The organism is Mesorhizobium denitrificans, assembly GCF_003403035.1.
Classification (GTDB): Bacteria; Pseudomonadota; Alphaproteobacteria; order Rhizobiales; family Rhizobiaceae; genus Mesorhizobium_G; species Mesorhizobium_G denitrificans.
Genome location: NZ_QURN01000007.1, coordinates 206321 through 230510 on the forward strand (window position 1 = coordinate 206321; position 24190 = coordinate 230510).

Below are 24190 nucleotides of genomic sequence, written 5' to 3' on the forward strand. Positions count from 1 at the left end.
GGAGGCAACGATGCACAACTTCCTCTTCGGTATCTATCCCTACATCGCCATCACTGTGATGGTGATGGCCAGCATCGTCCGTTATGAGCGCGACCCCTTTACGTGGAAATCGAAGTCGAGCCAGCTTCTGCGCAAGCGGCAGTTCGTCATAGGCTCGGTTCTCTTTCACGTCGGCGTGCTGATCATATTCGGGGGACATCTGGTTGGTCTCCTGACGCCGATCAGCGTCTTTGACACCCTGGGCATCAGCCACGAAGCGAAGCAGATTCTCGCTGTCGCGGCTGGCGGTGTGGCCGGGCTCATGGCGCTGATAGGTGGCATATTGTTGCTGCACCGGCGGCTTTTCGATCCGCGCATCCGCGCCAATTCCACCTTTGCCGACACCGGAATTCTGGTTTTGTTGATGGCGCAGCTGCTACTGGGACTCGCGACCATCACCGTCTCGCTCCGCCACCTCGACGGCGAGGAGATGGTGAAATTCATGAACTGGGCACAGGCCGTTATCTATTTGCGTGGCAATGCAGCAGACTACATCCACGACGTGCACTGGCTGTTCAAAGTGCATATCGTGCTTGGCCTGACCATCTTCCTGCTGTTTCCCTTTACCCGTCTCGTCCACATGTTCTCAGCGCCAGTTCGCTATCTGTGGCGGCCGGGCTACCAGATAGTGCGCTCGCGCCGCGGCGCGCAGCCCGCGCCTACGGGACTGGCACCACTGCCGCGCGCGGGCATGGAGCCAGGAGAATGAGGGTTCTTGATCTCACGAACGCTCCGGTGCCGGTCACGGTCAACGGCATCACGATTGCCGCCGAAGCGATCGCAGCCGAGGCGCAAAACCATCCCGTGCCGAAGGGCAAACCCGGCTGGGCCTGGAAAGCCGCAGCGCGGGCGCTGGTCCTGCGCGAGGTGCTGTTGCAGGAGGCAAGGGCAATCGGGATTGCGCCGGATCCTATCGAACTGGCCGAAGGGCTGTTGGAAACAGATGAGGAAGCGCTGATCCGTCAGCTTCTTGAGAGCGTCATTCCTCCGGCTCACATCGATGAAGCAGAGTTGCGCGCGATCTATGATGAAACGCCGGACCGTTTTCGTGGACCGTCGCTGTTTGAGGCCTCGCACATCCTCTTTCCGGCCACCGCAGGCGGCAAAAATGTGCGCGAAGCTGCGCTGATGCGTGCCGAAATGGTGCTTGCCGATCTGCACCGTAATCCTCGCCGCTTCGCTGATCTGGCTGCCGAGCATAGTGCCTGCCCTTCACGGACCAATGGCGGCATGCTTGGCCAGCTGGCTTCGGGCGACACGGTGCCGGAATTCGAGGCTGCGCTGTGCTCCATGGAGGAGGGAAGCATCTCCGACGCGCCGGTGGAAAGCCGTTACGGGTTCCATCTGATCCGGCTGGATGCGCGCAAACGAGGCGAAGTCTTGCCGTTCACCGCCGTTCTGCCACATCTGCGCGAGGCGCAGGAAAAGGCGGATTGGGTTCGCGCCAGCCGCGCCTATATGGACCAACTGTCGACACGAGCCAAGGTGACGGGAATCGACCTTGCGGAGCTTTCCGCTACGAATTCGAGACTATAAGCATGAGCCCTTCTGCCGCCCTGTCCGATCCTTTCTATTGTGGCTGTGAGACTGAGCCGAAACCGGGTGCGCTGCTCTCTGTAGACATGGCGCTTGCCAAGGGATTGGCGTTGGTCGAGCCTGTTCAGGAAGTCGAGCGCATGTCGCTCGAACAGGCTCATGGCCGGGTGCTGGCCGAAGCTGTTAAGGCCAGTGTACCGCTGCCGCTGTTCGATAATTCCGCAATGGACGGCTACGCGATACGCATCGCAGACATTGCCGGGGCAGGGCCTTGGCGACTGCCGATAGTCGGTCGTATAGCGGCTGGCGACGCGGGCAATGAGCCGCTTCCGAAAGGTGCCACCCTGCGCATTTTCACCGGCGCGCCTGTTCCGCCCGGCTGTGACGCCGTAGTCATGCAGGAAATGGTGCGGCTTGAAGGGGATGCGATCTGGCTGGATCGACGCCCAAAGCTTGACGAAAATATTCGGCGCGCCGGTGAAGACCTCGCTGCCGGCACGGAAATCATTTCCGCAGGGCGGTGCATAGGTCCGCGCGCGGCCGCGCTGCTCGCCGCGTCAGGCTGCGGTAAGGTCGCTGTCCGTCGCCGTATCCGCGTCGCGTTCTTCAGCACCGGCTCCGAATTGCGCGCGCCGGGCGTTCCCCTCTCACCGGGACAGATCTGGAATTCCAATCGTTATCATCTTCAGGGCTCTCTCAATCTGCCCTGGATCGATATGATCGACATGGGCGCCATTCCCGACACCCCGGATCTGTTGCAGCGTGCACTGGAGCAGGCGTCTCGCGATGCGGATCTGGTAGTGACCACTGGCGGGGTCTCAGTCGGCGACGAAGACCATATGCCGGCTGTGTTACGCGCGGCGGGTGCGGATATTCATGTGATGAAGGTCGCAATGAAGCCCGGAAAGCCGTTGGTTATCGGGCGGATCGGCACTGCGATCTATCTCGGCCTGCCGGGTAATCCGGTTTCTGCCTTCGTTACCTGGTATGTGATCGGGGCACGCATTGCCGAGGCTCTGGCGGGGTTGCCAGGGGCGGCACCAAGTCGCTTTATCGTTCGCGCCGGGTTTGATCGATTGCGTCATCCGGGGCGTTGCGAGTTCCTGCCCGCGCGTCTTGGCAAATATGACGGCCACGGCACAAGAACCGTGGAAATCGCGACCTCGCATGTTTCGCACCGGCTTGCGTTGCTGGGAGATGCTGACGGCCTTTTGCTGATCCCCGCGGAAACCGGCCGCATCCAGCGCGGCGACATGCTCGAATTCTTGCCGTTCCGGGACGGATGAGTTTTTACGCGGAAAATCGGTAATCCGCCAGCCGGAAGGGGTTAACCGACCAGCGGGCTGCGAGCCATCTTCATACTGGACCAAGTGTTTAAGGGTTGTGCCTTCGATCTTGAGGCGTAGACTTCTCACGGTTCAATGTTCGTGAGGAGCACTTGCGTTGAAAACGATCCTTTCCCGCAGAACATTTCTCAAGGCAAGCGTTGCCGGCGTTGCAATCAAGATATCGATGCTGCCGATAGCTGCGCGCGCGGAACTGATTGAGACACCGCCACCGCCTGCGGCGGATTGGCTGGTGGCCGGAGGCAAGCCGAAATACCGGCTCGACGCCATTGCCAAAGTGACTGGCGGCAAGACATTTGCACGCGATTATCGCGCGCGCGATCTTGAAGGTTGGCCCAAGGAGCAGTCGCACGCCTTTATGCTCCATGCGACGCGCACGGATCGTGTTTTCGACGGTGTCGACCTGGCCCTGCTAGAGCCTGATCTCAAGCCGGATAGGCTGGTCTTGCACGAAGATCTGGTTGCGGATGGTGTCACCATCCCTGTGCCAGGTTTTTACGGTGACGTGTTTCTGGTTCCGAAGGGACAGACGGCGCGTCTGCTCGGGCAGCCGGTGGCGATGCTCATCTATCACGACTTTGCCCGCTTCGATCTAGCGAAGCGTACGCTACGCTTCAGCGACAATGTTGTACGTTATGGCGGAGCAGGTCCATCGACCACGCCCGCCAATTACGGCGCAGCGCGTTATGTACGCATTGATGGTGGTACTCCGGACGCGCCGGACCGCTTTTCCGCCCTGAAGGATACGGTGATCTGGACCGGCTTCAAGGGCGACGACCCGCAATGGCCGGCTGCCGGGGATGGTGACGCGTCCGCCCGTGGAATGACGGCGGCGGCAGAGATCCAAAACGAGATTGCAGCCGCAGGCGACGACATGCTCGTCCTGAAGCGCTCTTATTTTTCACAATCAATCGATGCTTCCGCGATGGAGGCCGATAACGGTAACGTTTGGTATGACGCCAAGACCGGCGTGCTTCACGCAATGGTGGCGACCCAATCGCCATATGAGGTGGCCGAAGTTGCCGCCGTCATGGTGTCCAAATCTAAATTCCCGCTTAAGAGCGTCGATCTGAAGGTGGGTTATACCGTAGGTTACGGCACCAAGGATCATGCGATCTTCCCGTTCTATTGCGTGCTCGCGGGCCTATATGGCGACGGGCGTCCGGTGCGGCTCGCCAACGACCGCTATGAGCAGTTTCAGACAGCCTTGAAGCGCCACGCTTTCTGGATGGACAATGTGATGCTCATTGACCGCAAGACCGGACAGTTTCGCGCCATGACTGGCACCTACCGCAACAATGGCGGCGGGCGTGAGAATTTTTCGACATCTGTCGGCACGGTTGGCGCGACTGCGGCGCAGTCGATTTATTATCTGCCAAAAAGCGATTTCTCAGCGGCGATCCTGGCGTCGCGCGCCGTTGATGCGGGATCTATGCGCGGCTACGGAACGCTGCAGACGATGTCCGCCACCGAGATGATGGTCGATGAAGCGGCGGAGTTGCTTGGCCTGGACCCAATAGAGTTTCGGCGGCGCAATGCGCTGAAATCAGGGATGAAGAACACTCAGGGCGCGATCCCCTCGGGTGCGATGCGGCATGAAGAAATTTTGAACAAGGCGGCGCAACACCCGATCTGGTCGCAGCGCAATGCTCGCAAAGCCGAATTCGAGGCGGCAAACCCCGGTAAGAGATATGGCGTGGGTTACGGCCATGTGCACAAGGATTACGGCACCGGCGCAGAATCCGCACTCGCATCGCTTGAATTCGATGCAAAGGGTCATCTCAAATTTTCGCATGTCGCGCACGAGATTGGCACCGGCGCAACCACGTCGCAAACAGTTATGGTAGGGGCAATCCTCGGGAAGCTTCCTGACGAGACTGAGTTCGGCAAGGTGCGCTGGCCAAACATGCCGCTTGAGGCCACTGACCAACCTTACACCATGTCTCAGGAAGACGAGGATCGTCATAAGCTCAACCCGCGCTGGACGCCCACTTTCACCTCGCCGATGAGCGCTTCCAACAGCGTGTACTATCTCGGTCACGCCACACGGGAAGCGGCGAACGTGCTTATCGAACTGGCGGTCTGGCCAGCCGCACGCTCGATTTGGTCGCGCGGGATTGGCGGCGGCCAGATGGCTCCTGAGGTCGTTCGCCGCGAAGACTTGCGCGTTGCTGACGGCACAATTACCGCGGCCGCCATGCAGCCGCTTTCATTTGCCGAAATTGCAGCAGAGGCGCATCGCCTTGGTCTTGTTACCGGCGTCACCGTTCACACCTTCAATCGCTGGCAATGGGCTGAAGCCGAGTTTGATCTCGATGAGGCCGGGCATCAGCGCTTTGCCATTGATGCGTTGGCCGTGAAATATGGCGATGCGGCGACGCCGGAGCGCAAGGCTCTCATGACGGCTGATGGCTGGCGCTTTGTTGACCGCGCGTCGGTTTCCTATCCTCCAACACAGCGCAATAACGCAGGCGTCACATATTACGCACCGATGGCGACATTGGTCGAACTGGTTGTCGATCTGGGCAGCGGCGACGTCAAACTGCTATCTCACCACTCCATCATCGAATGCGGAACACAGGTCGTTCCCGAACTCGTTTCCGGCCAGATTCAAGGTGGATTGGCCATGGGTATCGGACACGCGCTCAAGGAGTATCTGCCACTTTATGAGGATGGGCCGGGTGACGGAACCTGGAACTGGAACCGATATGAACTGCCAACCGCAAAGGACGTCGCCGTTTGGTCGCAGACGGCCGAGGTGCTGCCGCCACTATCCGATAGTGATCCACCAAAAGGCATGGCCGAAGTTGTAATGATCGCGGTTGTTCCCGCGATCGTCAACGCTATCACCCACGCCATCGGCAAGCGCTTTTATGAACTGCCTGTTACATCGGATAAAATTCGAGAGGCATTGGCATGACCATAGTCACCCGCAAACTGTCCCTCACGCTCAATGACAAAGCCATCGGACCCATCGATGTGCCTGAGACGATGATGATGCAGGACTTTCTCCACGAGTATGAGAACCTGACCGGATCGCGCATGGGCTGTGGTCAGGGCATCTGCCATGCCTGCACTGTGGTTGTTGAAAAGGATGACGGCTCGCTTGAAGAAATGCGGACCTGCATTGTCGGTGCGCACTGGTTTGAGGGCCGCAAAGTGCGAACTGTTGAGGGTCAGGCAAAGCTCGGTACAGATGGTGAGATCGTCGCGCTTTCGCCGGTTCAGCAGGCATTTATCGAGCATTTCGCGTTCCAGTGCGGCTATTGCACGCCCGGTTTTGTGACGGGCGCCACGGTGCTGCTGGACAAGCTCAAGCGCGAGCCGATTGAACGCGATGCCGTTGAACAGACGATCACAGACGCGCTTGATCGGCATATCTGCCGCTGCACCGGTTATGTCCGCTATTTTGAGGCAGTACGTGATCTCGTCTTGAAGACCCCTGGTTTGGTGAAGGCATAGAATGCTCAGGAAGCTGCTCCTCGCCATATTGGCGGCCGTTGTAATAGGCGTGCTTGTCGCTGCTGGAATTTTCTTTGGCATGTTCGAGAAAAGTGTCGTTGCAGCGGATATCGAGCAGCAGCTATCGGCTGATCAGATGAAGGCACTGGCCCAGCGCGGTGCCTACGTTGCTGTTGCTGCCGATTGTTACGCTTGCCACACTGCCAGGGATGGCGCGCCGTGGGCCGGCGGGATGCCATTCGTAACTCCGTTCGGCACGATTTATTCCACCAACATCTCGCCGGATAAGGAGAATGGTATCGGGAACTGGACGCGCGCCGAATTCCATCGCGCAGTACGCGACGGGGTCGGCAAGCACGGCCATCTGTATCCGGCGATGCCCTATGCTTCCTATCGCAAGATGACGACTGACGATGTCGATGCCGTCTACGCATACCTAATGAACCGCGAGCCGATGAAGGTGGCAAACCGCGCCAATGATATGTCTTTCCCGTTCAACATCCGGCAGGGCATGACGTTCTGGAATCTCCTGAACCTTTCGAACAAAACGACGACTGAAGTCTCTGGTCACTCGCCAATGTGGAATCGGGGTCGTTATGTGACGGACGCGCTTGCCCATTGCGGCGAATGCCATACACCGCGCAACTTCATGATGGGCATGGAAAGCAGTCGCTATCTTCAAGGAGCCATGCTTGACGGCGTGTTGGCGCCCGACATCACAAAGGCTGGATTGACCCAGATGGGTTTCGATCCGGCGGTGTTTGCGACCTTTATGAAGTCTGGCATTTCTGCGCAGGGCGCCATGACCAACCAGATGTTCGAGGTTGTCCATTTCTCCAGCCAGTACATGACGAGCGAAGATTTGCAGGCTATGTCGGCCTATCTGTTTGACCTCGAAAATCTGCCTCAAAAACCAGAACTGCCGCCCAAGCCTGAGCCGATCGCCGTGCCAGAGCAGACTGCGACTTCTGCGCGGGAAACCTATAATGGCCTTTGCGCCGGCTGCCACGGTGTGCAGGGAATGGGTATTCCAAATGTTGTGGTGCCGCTTGCGACCAACGCTTCGCTGCGCCTGAAAGATGCCGCAAATCTCAATCGGACCATCCTGCATGGCATACCGGCACAGCGCTTTCCTGGCTTGGCCCGCATGCAGCCCATGCCGGCTTTTGCAGCGAATTTGACAGATCAGCAGGTCGCGGACCTTTCCAATTGGTTGCGCGCGACGTGGGGCGGTCAGCAGCCAAACGTTACGGTGCAGGATGTCCAGCGGTTGCGCTGATGCGATTTGAGGACTGGTAACGAAACCTTGGCCGGCAACTGACCATTTTGGCTGTTCAGCGGTCGATACGCGTCGAGAGGATGATTGAGGAAAGCGTTCTCTCTACGCCATCCATCGCACCGATGCCGTCGAGCAGCGCGTCCAGGTCGCTGATCGAAGGCGCGTCGACGATCACGATCATGTCGAAGCTGCCGCTGACCGAATGCAGCGTGCGAACCGCTGAGAGCGCCTTCAATTGCCGCACCACCTTGTCGGTCAGCTTGGGCGTGACCGTCAGCAGGATATGTGCCTTGACCAGACCCTTCTCATAGTCGGCCGAAAGCCTTGCGCCATAGCCGGTGATGGTTCCGCGCTGCTCCAGCCGGTCGATGTAGGTTTGCACCGTCGTGCGCGATACCCCCAGCCGCCGGGCGAGTTCCGCGGTCGGAATACGAGCGTTCTCGCGCAACAACTCGATCAGTGTCTGTTCGGTTTTGTTTGGCATATTGCCTAATCGTTCTATCATTTTGCACAAAATCGGCAAGCGATCTGTCGAATTGCATACTGTCTTTTGCAGGGCAAAATGATTTCTTCGCGCAGGAATCAGCAGGGCTTGAGGGTTGTTATGAAAGAAATCGTCGTCGTCGGTGCGGGCAAGATCGGCTCCACAATAGCAGAGCTCCTGTCCGGGACAGGCGAGTATCGGGTGACTGTAGTCGACCGTTCCGCCGAACAACTGGCCGCGATGGAGCTTTCCGATGCGGTGTTGACGCTGGAACTCGATATCAGTGCAACGGGCGCACTGGAAAAGGTGCTGGCCGGCAAATTCGCCGTGCTGAGTGCTGCCCCCTTCCACCTGACGCGGCGCATTGCCGAAGCAGCCGCAACATGCGGCGTGCACTATCTCGACCTGACCGAGGATGTCGCTTCGACGCGCCGTGTGAAAGAGCTTGCACGCGATGCAGAGAGCACCTTCATTCCGCAATGCGGGCTGGCACCGGGTTTCATCTCCATCGTGGCAAACGACCTTGCCAGCCGGTTCGATTCGCTGGAAAGCGTACGCATGCGCGTGGGCGCGCTGCCGCAATATCCGTCCAACGCGCTGAACTACAATCTCACCTGGAGTACGGACGGCGTCATCAACGAATATTGCGAACCGTGCGAGGCAATCGTCGAGGGTGAGCTGGTGGAGGTGGTGCCACTGGAGGAGCGCGAGGAGTTTTCGCTCGATGGCGTCACCTATGAAGCGTTCAATACCTCGGGCGGCCTGGGCACGCTCGCCGAAACGCTGAAAGGCAAGGTGCGTACGCTTAATTATCGCACCATTCGCTATCCGGGCCACGCCAACATCATGAAGGCGCTGCTTAACGACCTTGGCCTGCGCCACCGCCGCGATGTGCTGAAGGACATCTTTGAAAGCGCTCTGCCTGCTACGACCCAGGATGTGGTGATCGTGTTCGTGACCGTGAGCGGCAGAAAGAATGGGCGCCTGCTGCAGGAAACCTATGCCAACAAGATCTATAGCCAGCGCGTTGGCAATATTGTGCATTCGGCGATCCAGATAACAACGGCGTCCGGCATCTGCGCAGTGCTCGACATGCTGGCCGATGGCAGCTTGCCTTCGAAGGGCTTCGTGCGGCAGGAGGACATCGCGCTCGACAGTTTCCTCGCCAACCGCTTCGGTCGTGTTTACGCACAGCAGGAAGCGGTTGGACGGTTCGGGCGCTGACGTTGCTTATTCGAGCTTGGTGCGATGCCGCCACCCGTCACTTAGCGAAAGACACAGCCGTTTGGTGAAGCGAATCCGCTTGCTATCCGCAGTTTGGCTCGTCAATCTGGCAAGCAATTGCGGGGTTACCCGTTGACGACGACTGGAATCTTTGGTTTGGGCCTGCGGGCTCAAAAAGGACGTGCAGCAGAATATGTGCCCGGCGCAAGTTAATGCGAACTCGACTCGAGGATACGTAATTCCCATTGGGGGGGGCGAAGACCGCGTCAAGGAGCGGCATATTCATCGTCGCTTTGTCGAGCTGTCGGGCGGACGCGCAGCGAATATCGCGGTGATACCGACCGCATCCGAACTCGAGACCACCGGTCTGGATTATAGTCGCATCTTCAGTGATCTCGGTGCGGCCCAAGTCGACCTTTTGCCGATTGCGCGGCGGGCGGACTGCGACAATCCCCGCTATCTTGAAATGCTTGACCGCGCCACCGGGATTTTTCTGACCGGCGGCAACCAGTTGCGGCTCTCCACGATCCTCGGCGGCACCGGCATTGCCCAGCGTATCCGCCGCCATAACGCGGCGGGCGTGCATGTCGCGGGCACATCGGCCGGAGCATCGATCATGTCAGAGCATATGATCGCGGGCGGTGACAGCAATTCTGCTCCATTGGAGGGTGCGGCCAGCCTCGCTCCGGGCCTGGGACTGACGAACGCCGTCATCATCGATCAGCATTTCACCCAGCGCAACCGTCTGGGCCGATTGCTGTCGGCTTCCTCCTACAATCCTTTCCTGATCGGGCTTGGGATCGACGAGGACACGGCAGCCTTTATCGGCCCCGAGGGCGTGTTTGAGGTGGTGGGATCAGGTACGGTCACCGTCGTCGACGCCTCCGATCAAACCCATTCGTCAATGTGGGAGGCCGGCCCCGGCCAGCCTCTGACCTTGCTAGACCTGAAAGTTCACGTGATGGGTGAGGGGTGCCGCTATGACCTCGTCAACCGCCGCGCCTATCTGCCCGACGAGCAAACTGCATTCTGCGCTTTGCCATATGACAAGGTCAGATCATACTGACCTATATTGACAGGAAGGGGACCAGTCCATGAAGGTCGTTTCGACAAACGTTTTTGTCGGCCCGAACGTATGGGCAGGGTTTCCGGTAATCCGGCATGTGGTCGATCTGGGTGTGCTCGAGGACTGGCCGTCCGCCAAGCTCGGCGATAGCTGGACGGATAGCCTGATCGATGCGCTGCCGGGTTTGCGCGAGCACGGCTGCTCGTACCGCGAACCGGGCGGCCTGATACGCCGCCTGCGCGAAGGCGAAGGCACCTGGCTGGGCCATGTGGCCGAACATGTGGCGCTGGAAATTCAGGGCGTCGCCGGATCGGACGTGACCTTTGGCCGAACGCGCGGCACTGGCGTGCACGGCCAGTACAATCTGGTCTATGAATATCGCCAGCGCGACGTCGGGCTTGAGGCTGGTCGTCTCGCCATTCAGTTGCTTATGAACCTGCTGCCGGACCATGTGAAGGCGCTGACCGACTACGAATACGACCCGGAATTCGACTTCCCATCCGAGTTGAAAAGCTTTGTGCTGATGGCGCAGCGCAAGGAATTTGGCCCTTCGACCGGATCGTTGGTCAAGGCCGCCGATGAGCGCGACATTCCCTGGATACGGTTGAACAACAATTCGCTCGTCCAGTTCGGCCACGGCAAGTATCAGCAGCGCATTCAGGCGACCATTACCAGCCAGACCAAGCACATCGCCGTCGAGATCTCCTGCGACAAGGAAGATACTCACAACATGCTCAACGATCTGGGCCTGCCGGTGCCGCAGCAACGCCTGGTCTATTCGCCGACTGAAGCGGTCAGGGCGGCCAAGCGCATAGGGTTTCCGGTCGTGGTCAAGCCGCTGGACGGCAATCACGGGCGTGGCGTTTCGATAAACTTGACCGAGGATGCGCAGGTCGAGGTGGCCTTCCATGAAGCCAAGGCTCAGTCGAGAAGCCGTGGCATACTGATCGAGCAGTTCGTGACGGGCATGGATCATCGGATGCTGGTGGTGAACGGCCAACTGGTTGCAGTGGCCAAGCGGGTGCCGGGGCATGTGGTAGGCGACGGCAAGCACAGCATTGCCCAGCTCGTCGATATCGTGAACCAGGATCCACGCCGCGGCATCGGCCACGAAAAGGTGTTGACGAACCTTGAATTGGACAGCCAAGCCGAGCGGTTGATGTCCGCGGCGGGTTATACCGCCGAGACTGTTTTGCCCAAGGGTGAGACGTTCTATCTGCGCTCGACGGCAAATCTTTCGACCGGCGGCACGGCGATCGACATGACCGATGTCTGTCACCCCGACAACAAGGACATGGCCGAGCGCACGATCAATGCCGTGGGTCTCGACGTCGGCGGCGTCGATTTCCTGACCGACGATATCACCCGAAGCTACAAGGATATCGGTGGCGCAATCGTGGAGGTCAACGCAGCTCCCGGTTTCCGGATGCATGTTGCGCCTTCCGAAGGCAAATCCCGTGACGTTTCGGGCAGGGTGATGGACATGCTCTTTCCGTCGGGCACACAATCACGCATCCCGATTGCGGCGATTACCGGCACCAACGGAAAGACGACGACCAGCCGGATGCTGGCGCATATCATGAAGTCCTCCGGCAAGATCGTGGGCATGACCTCTACAGACGGCGTTTATGTCGACGGCAAGCTCACCGTTAAGGGTGACATGACGGGGCCAGCCTCGGCACAGATGGTGTTGCGCGATCCGTCCGTCGATTGCGCAGTGATGGAGACGGCGCGCGGCGGCCTTGTCCGGTCGGGACTTGGTTTTCAGCGTTGCGATGTTTCGGCCTGCCTGAATGTCACCTCGGACCATCTGGGGATGGGTGGCATCAACACGGTTGAAGAGTTGGCTGTCGTGAAGCGCGTGGTGGTGGAAACCGCGACCGACACGGTTGTCTTGAACGCCGATGACATGCACTGCCTGCGCATGGCCGATTTCTGCCACGCAACGCACATCTGCTATGTAACGATGAATTCCGACCATCCTTTGGTGAAGGAGCATATTCGCGCCGGGGGCCGTGCCGTCGTGCTGGAAAAGGCGATGAACGGCGACATGATAACCATTTATTCCAAGGGGCTGCACTTGCCGGTGCTTTGGTCGCACCTGATCCCGGCAACACTCGAAGGCAAGGCGCTCTACAATGTGCAGAACGCGATGTTTGCCTGCGCTATGGCGTTTTCCTTCGATCTTGACCTGGACAATATCCGCCACGGATTGCGCACGTTCGACACCAGCTTTTTCCAGGCGCCCGGCCGCACGAATGTCTTCGACGAACATCCCTTCAAGGTCATTCTTGATTATGGCCACAACCCTGCGGCTATTGCGGCCATGGCGGGGCTGGCGGCGCGGCTCGACGTCAAAGGTCGTCGTCTCGTCGTTGCGGCCATGCCGGGTGATCGGCGCAACGAGGACATCGTCGCTGCCGCGAAAGAACTCGCGGGTCACTTCGACCATTTCTACCTGAAACCTGACGATGATCGGCGTAGCCGCACAGAGATGGAAGTGCCCGGTCTTATGCGCGAGACTTTGCTGGGTGAGGGCGTGAAAGACAGCCAGATCACTCTTTTCCCGAGCGAAGTCGCCGCCATCGATGCGGCCCTGGCGACGGCTCAGGAAGGCGATCTTCTGGTGGTCTTCGCCGACGAACTTGCCCGATCCTGGAAGCAGATCATCTATTTCAAGAAGGCCGAGCGGGAGGCAATGGCCGCCCAACCGACAAAGTCCCCGCAGCGGGCCGTGGGCTTTGAAGAGCTTCTATCAAGCGGAGACGCGCTGATCCGCGATGAACGCGGGGTTCGTCTGGCAAAGGGCGCTGGCGAAATCGCCGATTGAGCCATGCACGCCCGTTCGGAGGAATTGCAAAACGCGCTGGAAATCCCGGTACCGGACGATCCGTCACTCGTTCTGGACGGTTGCCGCCGACTGCTTGGCCCGAACGTCTACTGCGATCAACGAGGCGCGGTCGGTGACGGCCTCATGCCAGGTTTTGCCCCTGCGAAGGTTCTGGACCTGTGGCAAACATATTTAAGAGCCCTGATCGATAGCTTGGGCTGGCGGGCCGATATCGTCACAAGGTCGTTTGAGGGTGGCGCAAGCCTCTTCCTTGCAGCCCGCGCCGATCGGTTGATGACAGCCGCCTATGTGATTGAAGCGGCGTGGTATTTTGCGGCTTGCGATCTGCTGGGTCGAACCGCGATTGCCTTCGAACGCATGGCTGCTGACATCGCAGCCATTGCGCAGAAGGAAGCCAACCCGACGCTCGTGCATCTTCTGGAACAGGCGCAAGGGCGCGGCATCGACCAGCTTCTCGACGACGACGCTGTGACGCTTGGCCATGGCATGGGCGGGCAGACTTTCGATACCGCCGATCTGCCAGCCAACCCCGACTGGTCGGCGCTGCACGATATCCCGCTGGCGCTGGTCACTGGCACCAATGGCAAGACGACGACAACGCGCCTAATTGCTGCAATGGGACAGAGGGCGGGCAAAGTCTCAGGCCTGTCTTCGACCGATTTCGTCCGGGTCGGAGACGATATTCTGGATCACGGCGACTATTCCGGTCCCGCGGGAGCGCGGCGCCTGTTGCGAGATCCGCGGCTGGAACTCGGTGTTCTGGAAGTTGCGCGTGGCGGCATCCTCCGCCGTGGCCTTCCGGTGACGCGGGCGCGCGCGGCTGTAGTGACAAATGTGGCGGCAGACCATCTGGGCCAATATGGTATCAACACCGTGCGAGACATGACCGAAACCAAGCTGGCGGTTCGGCGCGGCCTTGCGCCCGGTGGCTGGCTGATCCTGAACGCGCAAGACGCAACAATCCGCGAGGCCGCGCACGGCCTTGGCGAGAAGCCCGTTTGGTTCGCACTGGACCCCATGCGCGATGAGATCCGTGCGGCTCGAGCCGCTGGGCAGCCCTGCGGTTGGTTGCAGGACGAAGTTCTAATCCTGTCCGACGGCGTTGATGAGATAGCGCTGATTGCTGCGACGGATGTTCCGCTCACTATGGGCGGGGTTGCGCGCTACAATATCGAGAACGCGCTCGCAGCCGCATTGGCCGGTCGTGCACTGGGACTGCCGGATGCCGCTATTCGCGACACGCTTGCCAGCTTCCGCAGCGACGCCAAAAGTAACCCCGGACGCGCGAACGAGTTTTCGGTCAACGGCGCTCGGGTCTTTGTCGACTTTGCTCACAATCCTCATTCAATCGCTGCGGTCACTTCGGCTCTGGCAGCACTTCCCGCCAAGCGCCGCCTCGTTTTGCTTATGCATGCAGGCGACCGGTCGGATGACGAGATCCGCGCGCTCGTTGAGGGAGCCTTCGCATTGCGGCCGGATCGTGTCGTAATCGCCGAGAACCCCAAATATCTGCGTGGTCGCCAGCCGGGCGTAATCCCCGCGCTGATGCGCGCGACCGCGATCAGTCTTGGATGCGCTGCCGATCAGGTTCTGCTTTGCGAAACTCCGGTTGACGGAGCAAAACGAATTATCGGCCTGTTGCAGCCCGGCGACCTTGCGCTCCTGCTCGTTCATGCGGACAGGCAGGCGGTCTTTGACTTGCTCAACGCCGCTGCCGAATAGGCCAAGAGCCAGAGGAAGTCGAAAGGCGGCGCCAAATGCGCCGCCGCGTGCTGCTGGCTGGATTCGCTAGTCGGCTTGTTCGGTATCCTCGTTGTCGTGACCACCGTTTCGCTCACCGGCATCGTCGCTCGAAGCCATCTTCATGATTTCGCCCGTGCTGCCATCGACGGAAACGTCCTGCTGCATTCCATCGGCCCCGACCACTTCCACATGGAACGCTGGCTTGCCTGCATCGTCATATATCTGGACCGACGAGACGGTTCCGGGATATTTGGCCAAAGCCGCGCGGGCGGCGTCTTCGACAGTCAGTTTGGCGTTCTGCAGAAGGGAGACTTCGTCTGTTTCCCGCGAATTGGATTCCGCGTTTACGCCCGTAACCGCAATCACCAATATTCCCAACGAGGCGATCAGCGCGGCAATTGACTTTGGTTTCTTCATATCAAGCTCCTGTGATTGACCCTCCATCAACAAGATGCCTTCGCGTTCTTTCGCGAGCATTTCCGTTGTCATACAGATCGGTAATCGAGCCTTTACGAGGTGAAAACGATTGTCACGCGAAGGCCCGGCTCCGCATCTTCGAGGGAAATGTGTGCGCCGTGCAGTTCCGCTATCGCCTTGGCCATGCTCAATCCCAGCCCACTGCCAGGCGTGCTGCGACTGGCATCCAAGCGATAGAGGCGACGAAAAGCCTTCTCGCGTTCATCGGCCGGAATTCCCGCTCCATTGTCCTCTACATAGATGACTTTTCGTCCTTCCAAATTTTGACAACTTACCTTTATGGCGACGCCTGCCGGAGTGTGGCGCAGCGCGTTCTCAACGAGGTTCGCCAATAGCTGCACGAGCAATTCGCGGTCCCCATGCACCATGTTACCGGGCTCAGCGCGACTGACGAGCGTCTTGTTCTGGTCGACGGCCACCTCGCCATAGATCTCACCAATGTCGGCGACAATTTCAGATAGATCGAGCAACTGGAAACGTGATTTCCGTGCGCCCGCTTCGATCTGGGCAATACGCAACAGAGCGTCAAAGGTCTGCGTGGTTTTGTCGATGTCGGATCGAGCTTCCTCCAGATCGGCGATGATTTCCGGAGTGTCAGCTTTCTCCAACGCGCTTTCCAGAGTGATCCGCAGCCGGTTCAATGGAGTCCGAAGGTCGTGCGCGATATCGAATCCAACCTGTCGCAGACCTTCCATGAGGGCGACAAGGCGGTCGAGTGCAGCATTCACCTGTGAGGCAACAGCATCGATATCATCACGATTGCCGACAAGTGGGATGCGAGATCCGAGCGACCCACGCGACACCTCGTCCATCGTTTGCGCAATTGTGTTGAGCCGATGCTGGACGCGAGCGGCGAGGAGCGCACCACCGGACACGGCAAGGGCTGCGGCGATGATCATGGCCCAAGCGAAACTCGAGAGGACCAGTTGCTTTAACTCGTCGGTGTCGTCGTTGCTGTAGGCGATCGATAGTTTGTTGGGACCTATCTTGCCGCTATAGACGCGATATGCGACGTCTCCACCCAGTCCAAGTGAACCAGCCGCAACATTAGAAAAACCAAGCGGCGCCACAAAGCCCCTTATCGCAGAAGTTCCCGCAAGCGGCTGCCCATCGGATCCCACCAGCGAGAACAGTTGTTCGTTGCCAACCGAAAGGTCCGCATAGCTGCTCACCGAGCTGATCAGATCCTCCAAGTCGTCCTTGCCATACGCGGCGCTGAGGAGAGAGAAGGTCTTCTGCAGATCTTCATCGACACGGTCATTCAACTCCGCGCTCACGATCTGGTAGACCACGAGACCCGACAGGAGAAACGCGGCGATCAGAAAAGTGGCGAAAGTAACCGCGAGCCTGAATGGAGTGCTGCGGGTCAGCCCGCTAGCCACCAACACGAAGCGAGTATCCTGTGTTACGCACGGTTTGAATTAGAGGCACCTCGAAGGGCTTGTCGATCTTCGTCCTCAATCGGCTGACATGCGTTTCGACGACGCTGGTCTTTGGATCAAAATGAAAGTCCCAAACCTGCTCCAACAACATGGTACGTGTGATGACCCGTCCCGTTCCCCGCATCAATACTTCCAGCAAGCGAAATTCGCGTGGCTGAAGCTCAATCTCGACACCGGCTCGAGACACGCGACGGGAAATCAAGTCCATTTCCAGATCGGCAACCTTGAGCACAGTCTGCCGGTCCTGTGGCGGTGGCCTGCGGCCAAGTGCATTTATTCTGGCCAGTAATTCCGAGAACGCAAAAGGTTTGACGAGGTAGTCGTCGCCACCCGCCTCAAGACCATCTACCCGGTCCTCAATTCCGGAAACTGAAGTGACAAAAATGACGGGCGTTCGTGTGCCTGCTGCCCGGGCTGACTTCACTAGCGAAAGCCCTTCCAGGCTTGGAAGCATCCTGTCGGCCACGATAACGTCGTAACTGCCGCTCGTGGCAGCGAAAAGGCCGTCTCTCCCATCTGCAAGCACATCGCAAATGTGCCCGGCTTCGGTGAGGCCCTTGGCAATGTAGTCAGATGTTTTCTTATCATCTTCGATTAAAAGGATGCGCATCGAGCAGTTTGACCCTCGTCATTTTCTCATTACCGCAGCTCAGGATTTCGGGAAACCGAAATACGGCTCCATTGCTTCCCAGGTAAGGTCCATCTGTTCGGTGCCTATGACGGGCAAAGCATAGTGGCCAAACCTCAGCGAGAGCTGAGATTCCGCCGCCGCCTCGCCCCTATGAGCGATAAAGGCCATGTAAAGAGCTGACGCCAGACCGGTCCTGTCAGCTCCGGCACGGCAGTGAATGAGCAGCGGCTTCCTGGCATTTTTCATGATTGAAATAAGCTCCATGGCGCGCTCTGGCGTGAGTTCTCGCCTAGCCGACATCGCAAAATCGATGTGCTCGATGCCCAGTTGCCGTGCTGTTGCGACTTCCTCGTCATACCAGGGAGCACCTGAGTTTGCTCCACGAAGATTGAGGATCGTCGCGATACCGCGCTCCAACGCGTACTTGCGTATTTCCTCGCCGTTAGGCTGTGCTGACCGGTAGGCTTGTCCATCTACCAGCACATAGAAGTTGTTGCCAATTAGCGGTGCGGCCGCCGGCGCCAGGCAAACTACAAGCACAACCGCAACAATGTAAAAACCTGGGCGACGCCACCAGCGAAAGTTTGTCCCGACCATTGTCATCATTTCAGCCCAGCGGTCTTTGGCATGATCGGAGTGATATGGGCTTCGCGCTGGCGCAAGGTCATGAAAGCGACCAAGGCAATGATGGCTGCCAGGAACATCAGGCTTGTATAGGTAGTCCCAAACCCAAGACCTCCATACTCAACTGGTTGACTCAGGAGATCGCCAAACGATGCCCCGAGTGGCCTCGTAAAAATATAGGCCAGCCAGAACGCCAAGATTGCGTTCAAATTGAGCACAAAATAGGCGAAGGCGATTACCCCGATAACGCCGCCAAATATCAGGCCGGTTGTGAGATAGCCGAACTCGAACTGCTCGGCGACGAGATCACCGGCTGCAGTGCCCAGCGCAAACGTAAAGAGGATTGCCAGCCAATACATTGCCTCACGGCGGAAGCTATAGATCGTGTGGATGGAGAGCGTTCTTTCCAGTGCATACCAGACTGCAAACGTCGTGCAGAGCAATACCGTGAAAAGGATTGTGCTCGTTTCCAGCGGTATGCCGAAATTGTCTGTCAGATTGTCAGTAACCAAGGTTCCAACAACGCTGATCAGCACTACTGCAATCCAATAGGCCCAAGGCACGTATCGTCTCATGGAAAATTGGACCGCAAGAGCGATGCATAGCAGCCCGGCCATTAGCGCTGATGTGGTTGTAAGGCCAAAACCGAGATTGACGGCCAGATAATCCGCTGCTGTCTCACCCATGGTGACAGCCAGCAACTTAATGAGCCAGAAATCCAAGGTGACCTCGGGCACTCGGCTCAAACCCGGTTCGATGCGTTTGTCTATCTGTTCCATAGGAAATCGCCTTTATCGAGGTGTCGGGACTTGGCGTTACTTGCGGAGCAGATCCATCGCCTGCGCGAAGAAAGCGTCCGAACGCTTGTCATCATCAGCATTGCAACGTTCGATGCCTTTGGTCTTCAGGTCATCGAAAGCGGTCTTGTACGCAGGTTTGGGAGGTGTAGCTGCCTCCTGCGCACGAAGCTGCTTCAGCATCTCCTCGCATGGAACGGTGGCTGCTTGAGCACCAGATAGTGCGAAGCCGAGGAAGATTGCGGCGAGCACCGGTGCAATGTGACGAGTTTTCATAGGTCTGGCTTCCTTTGATTTAAACACCGAAATGGCTTCGGCATTTGCATCATGGAAGCACCGCTTTTCACGGGCCTTTCTCAAAACATACAATTTCGTAAGCGTGGTTGGCGCAGATCACAAAATTGTAAGTTTCCGGCAATGTTGCAGAGAAAAACTACGCGCTAAATTGATGCGGCAGACGCCGGGCTATCGAAACAGGAGTTGCGACAAATGAAGAAATCGACCCTCGCGCTGGTACTATGTCGGCCCTGACACTGCCTAGGCTCGCCGGGGCGCGATCGTCTGACTAAGGCGGCGCTATTCGACCAGTTAACGAACATTGGGTATAGGTGCCGGATTGGATTCTTTTGGAAGACGGAACCATGTGGCTGTTCTGGGCACTGCTTTCTGCGATTTTCGCCGCGCTAACGGCAATATTTGCGAAGGTGGGCATCGAGAACGTCAACAGCGACTTCGCAACATTCGTGCGCACTCTTGTAATCGTGGTCGCAGTCGCGCTGTTTCTCGTCGCGAGCGACCAATGGCAGTCTCCCACGAGCATAGCTCCCCGCAGCTGGGCTTTTCTGATTCTATCGGGACTCATGACCGGCGCTTCCTGGCTCTGCTACTTTCGCGCGCTAAAATTGGGCGATGCCGCGCGCGTTGCTCCAATCGACAAGCTCAGCGTCGTGCTGGTCGCCCTATTTGCAGTGGTCTTTCTCGGAGAACGGCTGTCTCCAATAAATTGGGCGGGAATAGGCTTGATTGCTTCGGGCGCATATCTGATCGCCTTCAGGTGAAAGTAGGTTCATCATTTTGAACGGAAAAACCAATCATCCAGATCCTAACAATGATCTGGCCGCACTGCATCGCTTCCAAAGAATTCGTAGGATTACACTCGCAGTCGTTTTAGCCGTGGTCGTTGCATCCCTTTGCCTTGTGCAGGCGTCGTGGGATCAAGCCACACACGATCTAATCGAATCTATCGGGCTTGGGTTCATCGTAGTTGGAATTGTCGGGCGTATGTGGTGCACCCTCTACATCGGAGGCCGAAAGTCCTCGGAGATTGTGACCGCTGGACCTTATTCAGTTTGCCGCAATCCGCTATATTTCTTCTCTTCAATCGCGGCCGCGGGTGTTGGCGCACAGACGGGCAGTATTGTTCTGTCCATTTTATTTTTCGCAGGCTGCGCACTTGCCTTCTTGATCGTTATTGCACGAGAGGAAAAGTTCCTCTCAAACCAGTTCGGTGCGCCGTATCAAGCCTATTTGGCGACCGTACCAAAGTTCTGGCCGAACCCCTTACTCTTTCGCGATGAGAAGGAATTGCGGGTATTGCCGGAACGCATCTACACAACGCTCGCGGACGGTGCGGTGTTTTTCGTGGCTAAGCCGCTCATGGAACTGGTGGAATATTTGCAGAATACTGGAGTAATTCCAGTGTTGCTCCATCTGCCGTGATTACCGCGCCCTTATCGGCGCTGCGTCGCGTGCCGCCACAATAGGACGTTTCCACCAACACCTCGATCGGCTTGGTTGACGGCGAATGGCGACATTCCCGTGCTCATCGGCAGGGCTCCGGAATTCTACGGCCCCGGCAAGACGCAGAGCTTCACGAACGCCTTGATCATCGACAGGATGAAGGAAGGCAAGAAGCCGCTAGTGCCTGTGCGCGACGATACGCGGAGAACGCTGATCTGGACACCCGATGCGAGCCGTGCGCTGGCTGCTCTCGGCAACACTTCGGATGCGTTTGGGCAGACCTGGCATCTGCCATGCTGCGACGAGCGGCCGACCTACAAGGAGTTTGTCACCTTAGCCAGCGCCGCTCTGGGAAAGGAGGCGTCTTACAGGGTCTTGCCCAAATGGGCCATTCTTGCGGCTGGGCTGTTCTCAAAGGAAGTGCGTGAGATATGGGAACTGCTTCCCAGGTATGAGCAGGACAACCTGTTCGATTCGACGAAGTTCAAGCACAGGTTCCCCGACTTCGATGTAACTACCTATCGTAAGGGCTTGGTCCTTATCAGCCGCGAATTGTCCAACGAGGCAACAAAAGTGTCGTCGCTCTCCGCAAGGTTACGGCTATTCGCGCCCACGACGGATCGAGCCTGCCGACGTCTATAGTGTGCGCATCAAGCTGGCTTGCCAGCGTCGGTGTTTTCAATTGCACTCGGTTGGATTGACGCCCCAATCTTGATCATTGTCTGCTGTGCCATGGTGGCATTTGCGACGATGATCTCGCGCCCATCATCCGTTCTTAGAGAGGTATAACCGAGCGAGATATTTTCGACGACGCCGACGTCGAACTGGTTGGTGTTCGGCGCAAGAATTTGAATCCGGTCGCCGCGCCGAAAGGGTTTGTACAGGACCAGGCTTATTCCAGCGACGAGATTGCTGAGTGTCGTTTGTGCGGCAAAACCAACGATGATCGATATCAGGCTTACCCCAGCCAAAAGCGTTGTGCCCAGCTTGTTCAGTGCTGGGATGAGATGGGCATATACCGTTGCCAGAAAGATCCAGATCAGCAGCACAGCGAGGTGACTAAGAAAAGACAGCGATATCTGGTCGATTCTATCCGTGCGATCGTGGTTCAGTGCAGTGCGCAAAGCGCGCCGCATGAGCCATGACAGAACCAGACCGCAGGCAAGGAACAGCATGGCATAAACGAGAGCGCCTATGGGCTGGTTTGGGTCAAGCGCATGTTCCATTTTTCGTCTCGGAGTCCTTGGCGAATGTTCGGCTATCTGCCGCTCGTCGTTGATTGTCCACACCGACTGAGTGCCACACCCTGTGGCGGTTCGCCAGCCACGTCCAGATCATGGATATTTTGTCCGACTACAATTGGGCAGACTGTCCCAATGCTTTTTGCTTGAAGCTGCTCAATTGTTTGTTTCCCATACGCCCTTGCCTGGCATGCGTGTTGCTACACCTCTCGCGTTGGTGTTCAGTGTGTCAGGTAAGAGGGCAGGGGTGTCGCGTTGTCGCAATAAGGGAGTGAGAAGGTGAGCAAGGTCATCGGCATAGATCTCGGAACAACGAACTCGTGCGTCGCAGTTATGGAGGGCAAGAGCACCCGCATTATCGAGAACTCCGAAGGGGCACGCACAACGCCATCGATCGTCGCATTTACTGCTGACGGCGAGCGTCTCGTGGGCCAGCCAGCGCGCCGGCAGGCGGTGACAAACCCGACCAACACGATCTTTGCAGTGAAGCGGCTCATCGGTAGGCGTTTTGACGATCCGGTGACTGAGAAAGACGAGAAACTTGTCCCGTACAAGATCGTCAAGGCAGGCAATGGTGACGCATGGGTGGAAGCCCAGGGAAAGGATTATTCGCCTTCGCAGATTTCCGCTTTCATCCTTCAGAAGATGAAGGAGACGGCGGAATCCAATCTTGGAGAGAAGGTTACGCAGGCCGTCATAACCGTTCCGGCCTATTTCAACGACGCACAGCGCCAGGCCACCAAGGATGCGGGCAAGATTGCCGGCCTCGAAGTTCTGCGCATCATCAACGAGCCGACAGCAGCAGCGCTTGCCTATGGTCTCGAAAAGAACAAGCAGGCGAAGATCGCAGTCTATGACCTCGGCGGCGGCACCTTTGACATCTCGATCCTCGATATCGGCGACGGCGTATTCGAGGTGAAGTCGACAAACGGTGACACCTTCCTCGGCGGCGAGGATTTCGACATGCGCCTGGTCGAATATCTGGCAGCCGAGTTCAAGAAGGAACAGGGTATTGATCTGAGGAACGACAAGCTCGCGCTCCAGCGGCTTAAAGAGGCGGCGGAGAAGGCGAAGATCGAGCTCTCCACCTCGACCCAGACGGAAGTCAATCTACCCTTCATCACAGCCGATCAGACGGGGCCAAAGCACCTGCAGGTGAAAATCACGCGCGCCAAGTTCGAGTCGCTGGTCGAGGACCTGATCCAGAGGACGATTGAGCCCTGCCTTAACGCGCTGAAGGATGCCGGGCTCGAGGCCAAAGACATCAGCGAGGTTGTTCTGGTCGGCGGGCAGACCCGCATGCCGAAGGTGCAGGAGGTCGTTCACAAGATTTTCGGCAAGGAACCGCACAAGGGGGTCAACCCCGATGAGGTCGTGGCTATTGGTGCCGCGATCCAGGCCGGTGTGCTGCAGGGTGACGTCAAGGATGTCCTGCTGCTTGACGTTACCCCGCTGTCGCTCGGAATCGAGACGCTGGGAGGTGTGTTTACGCGGCTGATCGAGCGCAACACGACGGTTCCAGCGAAGAAGAGCCAGACGTTCTCGACTGCCGACGATAACCAGTCCGCAGTGACGATACGCGTCTTCCAGGGCGAGCGCGAAATGGCCGCCGACAACAAGCTGCTCGGCCAGTTCGATCTTGTCGGCATCGCGCCGGCGCCGCGCGGCATGCCGCAGATCGAAGTGACCTTCGACATCGACGCCAACGGCATCGTTAACGTCGCGGCCAAGGACAAGGGGACCGGCAAGGAACAGACCATCCGCATCCAGGCATCCGGTGGCCTTTCTGAGGCAGATATCGAGAAGATGGTGAAGGACGCCGAGATTCATGCCGCCGAAGACAAGAAGCGCAAGGAGGTGGTTGAGGCAAAGAACTCCGCTGAGGCTCTAACCCACCAGGTCGAGAAGGAACTCGCCGAGCATGGATCCAAGCTTGCGGCATCGGATCGCACCGCGATCGAGAATGCGCTCGCCAATCTGCGCGAGGCAGTCAAGGGAGACGACGGGCCGATGATCAGCGCCAAGGCCGGGGTGCTCCAGCAGCATGCCATGAAGCTCGCGGAGGCAGCTCATGCGGCCCCCGAGGCGACGGGTGGCGGCTCGTCGCAGTCAGCCGATGACGGTGTTGTCGACGCGGAATTCACCGAGATCGACGACGACAAGAAGCCGTCGTGACCGGAGCAGACGACGATGGACACTTGCCGATCG

The 24190-nt window shown here is 58.2% G+C and carries 22 protein-coding genes; 14 read left to right on the forward strand and 8 right to left on the reverse strand.

The annotated features are described in order from the left end of the window. Window positions 1-10: 10 nt before the first annotated feature. From narI to DY251_RS11420, 6 genes are all read left to right on the forward strand, one after another. Window positions 11-748: a respiratory nitrate reductase subunit gamma gene (gene narI / locus DY251_RS11395; protein ID WP_116624015.1), complete on the forward strand. Its 738-nt coding sequence runs from the start codon at window positions 11-13 to the stop codon at window positions 746-748. Next, complete coding sequence (locus DY251_RS11400; RefSeq protein WP_116624016.1) at window positions 745-1575, forward strand: peptidylprolyl isomerase; 831 nt, start codon at window positions 745-747, stop codon at window positions 1573-1575. Before narI ends, DY251_RS11400 begins: the two co-directional genes overlap by 4 nt. Before the next feature lie 2 nt (window positions 1576-1577). Next, window positions 1578-2861 (forward strand): molybdopterin molybdotransferase MoeA, encoded by a 1284-nt coding sequence (locus tag DY251_RS11405; RefSeq protein WP_116624017.1) that lies wholly within the window; start codon window positions 1578-1580, stop codon window positions 2859-2861. Between the two features lie 157 nt (window positions 2862-3018). Beyond that, window positions 3019-5841 (forward strand): xanthine dehydrogenase family protein molybdopterin-binding subunit, encoded by a 2823-nt coding sequence (locus tag DY251_RS11410; protein WP_245415928.1) that lies wholly within the window; start codon window positions 3019-3021, stop codon window positions 5839-5841. Then, entirely contained in the window at window positions 5832-6383 is a 552-nt protein-coding gene (locus DY251_RS11415; RefSeq protein WP_425373296.1) for a (2Fe-2S)-binding protein, read from the forward strand. The genes DY251_RS11410 and DY251_RS11415 overlap by 10 nt, the downstream gene beginning before the upstream one ends. A gap of 1 nt (window position 6384) precedes the next feature. Then, on the forward strand, window positions 6385-7662 hold the full coding sequence (locus DY251_RS11420) for a cytochrome c (RefSeq protein ID WP_116624019.1): 1278 nt from the start codon (window positions 6385-6387) through the stop codon (window positions 7660-7662). Window positions 7663-7717: 55 nt separating this feature from the next. Here DY251_RS11420 and DY251_RS11425 read toward each other — a convergent pair whose 3' ends face one another. Further along, window positions 7718-8146, reverse strand: coding sequence for an Lrp/AsnC family transcriptional regulator (locus DY251_RS11425; protein WP_116624020.1), 429 nt, complete (start codon window positions 8144-8146; stop codon window positions 7718-7720). A 120-nt stretch (window positions 8147-8266) separates the two neighbouring features. Here DY251_RS11425 and DY251_RS11430 point away from each other — a divergent pair, with 120 nt between their 5' ends. The 4 genes from DY251_RS11430 (at window position 8267) to DY251_RS11445 (ending at window position 15009) form a co-directional block, all read left to right on the forward strand. Beyond that, window positions 8267-9370, forward strand: a complete 1104-nt coding sequence (locus DY251_RS11430) for a saccharopine dehydrogenase family protein (RefSeq protein WP_116624067.1) — start codon at window positions 8267-8269, stop codon at window positions 9368-9370. 193 nt (window positions 9371-9563) lie between these two features. Further along, window positions 9564-10436: a cyanophycinase gene (locus DY251_RS11435; RefSeq protein WP_116624068.1), complete on the forward strand. Its 873-nt coding sequence runs from the start codon at window positions 9564-9566 to the stop codon at window positions 10434-10436. 28 nt (window positions 10437-10464) lie between these two features. Next, window positions 10465-13266 carry a cyanophycin synthetase gene (gene cphA, locus DY251_RS11440; protein WP_116624021.1) on the forward strand — a complete coding sequence of 934 codons (2802 nt, stop codon included), beginning with the start codon at window positions 10465-10467 and terminating at the stop codon, window positions 13264-13266. Between the two features lie 3 nt (window positions 13267-13269). Continuing rightward, a complete protein-coding gene (locus DY251_RS11445) occupies window positions 13270-15009 on the forward strand; it encodes a Mur ligase family protein (RefSeq protein WP_116624022.1) in 1740 nt (579 codons plus the stop codon). Window positions 15010-15075: 66 nt separating this feature from the next. On the opposite strand, the gene DY251_RS11450 is transcribed toward DY251_RS11445, so the two are convergent. The 6 genes from DY251_RS11450 to DY251_RS11475 all read right to left on the reverse strand — a co-directional run bounded on the left by DY251_RS11450 (window position 15076) and on the right by DY251_RS11475 (window position 19361). After that, window positions 15076-15447, reverse strand: coding sequence for a PepSY domain-containing protein (locus DY251_RS11450; protein WP_158553249.1), 372 nt, complete (start codon window positions 15445-15447; stop codon window positions 15076-15078). A gap of 92 nt (window positions 15448-15539) precedes the next feature. Beyond that, a complete protein-coding gene (locus DY251_RS11455) occupies window positions 15540-16889 on the reverse strand; it encodes a sensor histidine kinase (protein ID WP_342633566.1) in 1350 nt (449 codons plus the stop codon). Next, window positions 16882-17559 carry a winged helix-turn-helix domain-containing protein gene (locus tag DY251_RS11460; RefSeq protein ID WP_116624025.1) on the reverse strand — a complete coding sequence of 226 codons (678 nt, stop codon included), beginning with the start codon at window positions 17557-17559 and terminating at the stop codon, window positions 16882-16884. Before DY251_RS11460 ends, DY251_RS11455 begins: the two co-directional genes overlap by 8 nt. 39 nt (window positions 17560-17598) lie before the next feature. Next, window positions 17599-18177: a dual specificity protein phosphatase family protein gene (locus DY251_RS11465; RefSeq protein ID WP_116624069.1), complete on the reverse strand. Its 579-nt coding sequence runs from the start codon at window positions 18175-18177 to the stop codon at window positions 17599-17601. 5 nt (window positions 18178-18182) lie between these two features. Then, window positions 18183-18983, reverse strand: coding sequence for a COG4705 family protein (locus DY251_RS11470; RefSeq protein ID WP_116624026.1), 801 nt, complete (start codon window positions 18981-18983; stop codon window positions 18183-18185). 36 nt (window positions 18984-19019) lie between these two features. Further along, window positions 19020-19361, reverse strand: coding sequence for a hypothetical protein (locus DY251_RS11475; RefSeq protein ID WP_245415929.1), 342 nt, complete (start codon window positions 19359-19361; stop codon window positions 19020-19022). A gap of 281 nt (window positions 19362-19642) precedes the next feature. On the opposite strand from DY251_RS11475, the gene DY251_RS11480 reads away from it, so the two are divergent. The 3 genes from DY251_RS11480 (at window position 19643) to DY251_RS11490 (ending at window position 21383) form a co-directional block, all read left to right on the forward strand. Then, entirely contained in the window at window positions 19643-20059 is a 417-nt protein-coding gene (locus DY251_RS11480) for an EamA family transporter (protein WP_116624071.1), read from the forward strand. 16 nt (window positions 20060-20075) lie between these two features. Continuing rightward, complete coding sequence (locus tag DY251_RS11485; protein WP_245415930.1) at window positions 20076-20720, forward strand: methyltransferase family protein; 645 nt, start codon at window positions 20076-20078, stop codon at window positions 20718-20720. Between the two features lie 75 nt (window positions 20721-20795). After that, window positions 20796-21383 carry a Rossmann-fold NAD(P)-binding domain-containing protein gene (locus tag DY251_RS11490; RefSeq protein WP_199498825.1) on the forward strand — a complete coding sequence of 196 codons (588 nt, stop codon included), beginning with the start codon at window positions 20796-20798 and terminating at the stop codon, window positions 21381-21383. Window positions 21384-21391: 8 nt separating this feature from the next. On the opposite strand, the gene DY251_RS11495 is transcribed toward DY251_RS11490, so the two are convergent. Further along, window positions 21392-21916 (reverse strand): mechanosensitive ion channel family protein, encoded by a 525-nt coding sequence (locus DY251_RS11495; RefSeq protein WP_245415931.1) that lies wholly within the window; start codon window positions 21914-21916, stop codon window positions 21392-21394. 345 nt (window positions 21917-22261) lie between these two features. Between DY251_RS11495 and dnaK the strand changes: the two genes are divergently transcribed. Next, window positions 22262-24157 carry a molecular chaperone DnaK gene (gene dnaK, locus DY251_RS11500; protein WP_116624028.1) on the forward strand — a complete coding sequence of 632 codons (1896 nt, stop codon included), beginning with the start codon at window positions 22262-22264 and terminating at the stop codon, window positions 24155-24157. Window positions 24158-24190: the final 33 nt, after the last annotated feature.

Bases quoted from the DNA above. Each gene is read 5' to 3' on its own strand.
- narI (WP_116624015.1), top strand. From the start codon at position 11: ATGCACAACTTCCTCTTCGGTATCTATCCCTACATCGCCATCACTGTG.
- DY251_RS11400 (WP_116624016.1), top strand. From the start codon at position 745: ATGAGGGTTCTTGATCTCACGAACGCTCCGGTGCCGGTCACGGTCAAC.
- DY251_RS11405 (WP_116624017.1), top strand. From the start codon at position 1,578: ATGAGCCCTTCTGCCGCCCTGTCCGATCCTTTCTATTGTGGCTGTGAG.
- DY251_RS11420 (WP_116624019.1), top strand. From the start codon at position 6,385: ATGCTCAGGAAGCTGCTCCTCGCCATATTGGCGGCCGTTGTAATAGGC.
- DY251_RS11425 (WP_116624020.1), bottom strand. From the start codon at position 8,146: ATGCCAAACAAAACCGAACAGACACTGATCGAGTTGTTGCGCGAGAAC.
- DY251_RS11430 (WP_116624067.1), top strand. From the start codon at position 8,267: ATGAAAGAAATCGTCGTCGTCGGTGCGGGCAAGATCGGCTCCACAATA.
- DY251_RS11435 (WP_116624068.1), top strand. From the start codon at position 9,564: ATGTGCCCGGCGCAAGTTAATGCGAACTCGACTCGAGGATACGTAATT.
- cphA (WP_116624021.1), top strand. From the start codon at position 10,465: ATGAAGGTCGTTTCGACAAACGTTTTTGTCGGCCCGAACGTATGGGCA.
- DY251_RS11445 (WP_116624022.1), top strand. From the start codon at position 13,270: ATGCACGCCCGTTCGGAGGAATTGCAAAACGCGCTGGAAATCCCGGTA.
- DY251_RS11450 (WP_158553249.1), bottom strand. From the start codon at position 15,447: ATGAAGAAACCAAAGTCAATTGCCGCGCTGATCGCCTCGTTGGGAATA.
- DY251_RS11460 (WP_116624025.1), bottom strand. From the start codon at position 17,559: ATGCGCATCCTTTTAATCGAAGATGATAAGAAAACATCTGACTACATT.
- DY251_RS11465 (WP_116624069.1), bottom strand. From the start codon at position 18,177: ATGGTCGGGACAAACTTTCGCTGGTGGCGTCGCCCAGGTTTTTACATT.
- DY251_RS11470 (WP_116624026.1), bottom strand. From the start codon at position 18,983: ATGGAACAGATAGACAAACGCATCGAACCGGGTTTGAGCCGAGTGCCC.
- DY251_RS11480 (WP_116624071.1), top strand. From the start codon at position 19,643: ATGTGGCTGTTCTGGGCACTGCTTTCTGCGATTTTCGCCGCGCTAACG.
- DY251_RS11495 (WP_245415931.1), bottom strand. From the start codon at position 21,916: ATGCTGTTCCTTGCCTGCGGTCTGGTTCTGTCATGGCTCATGCGGCGC.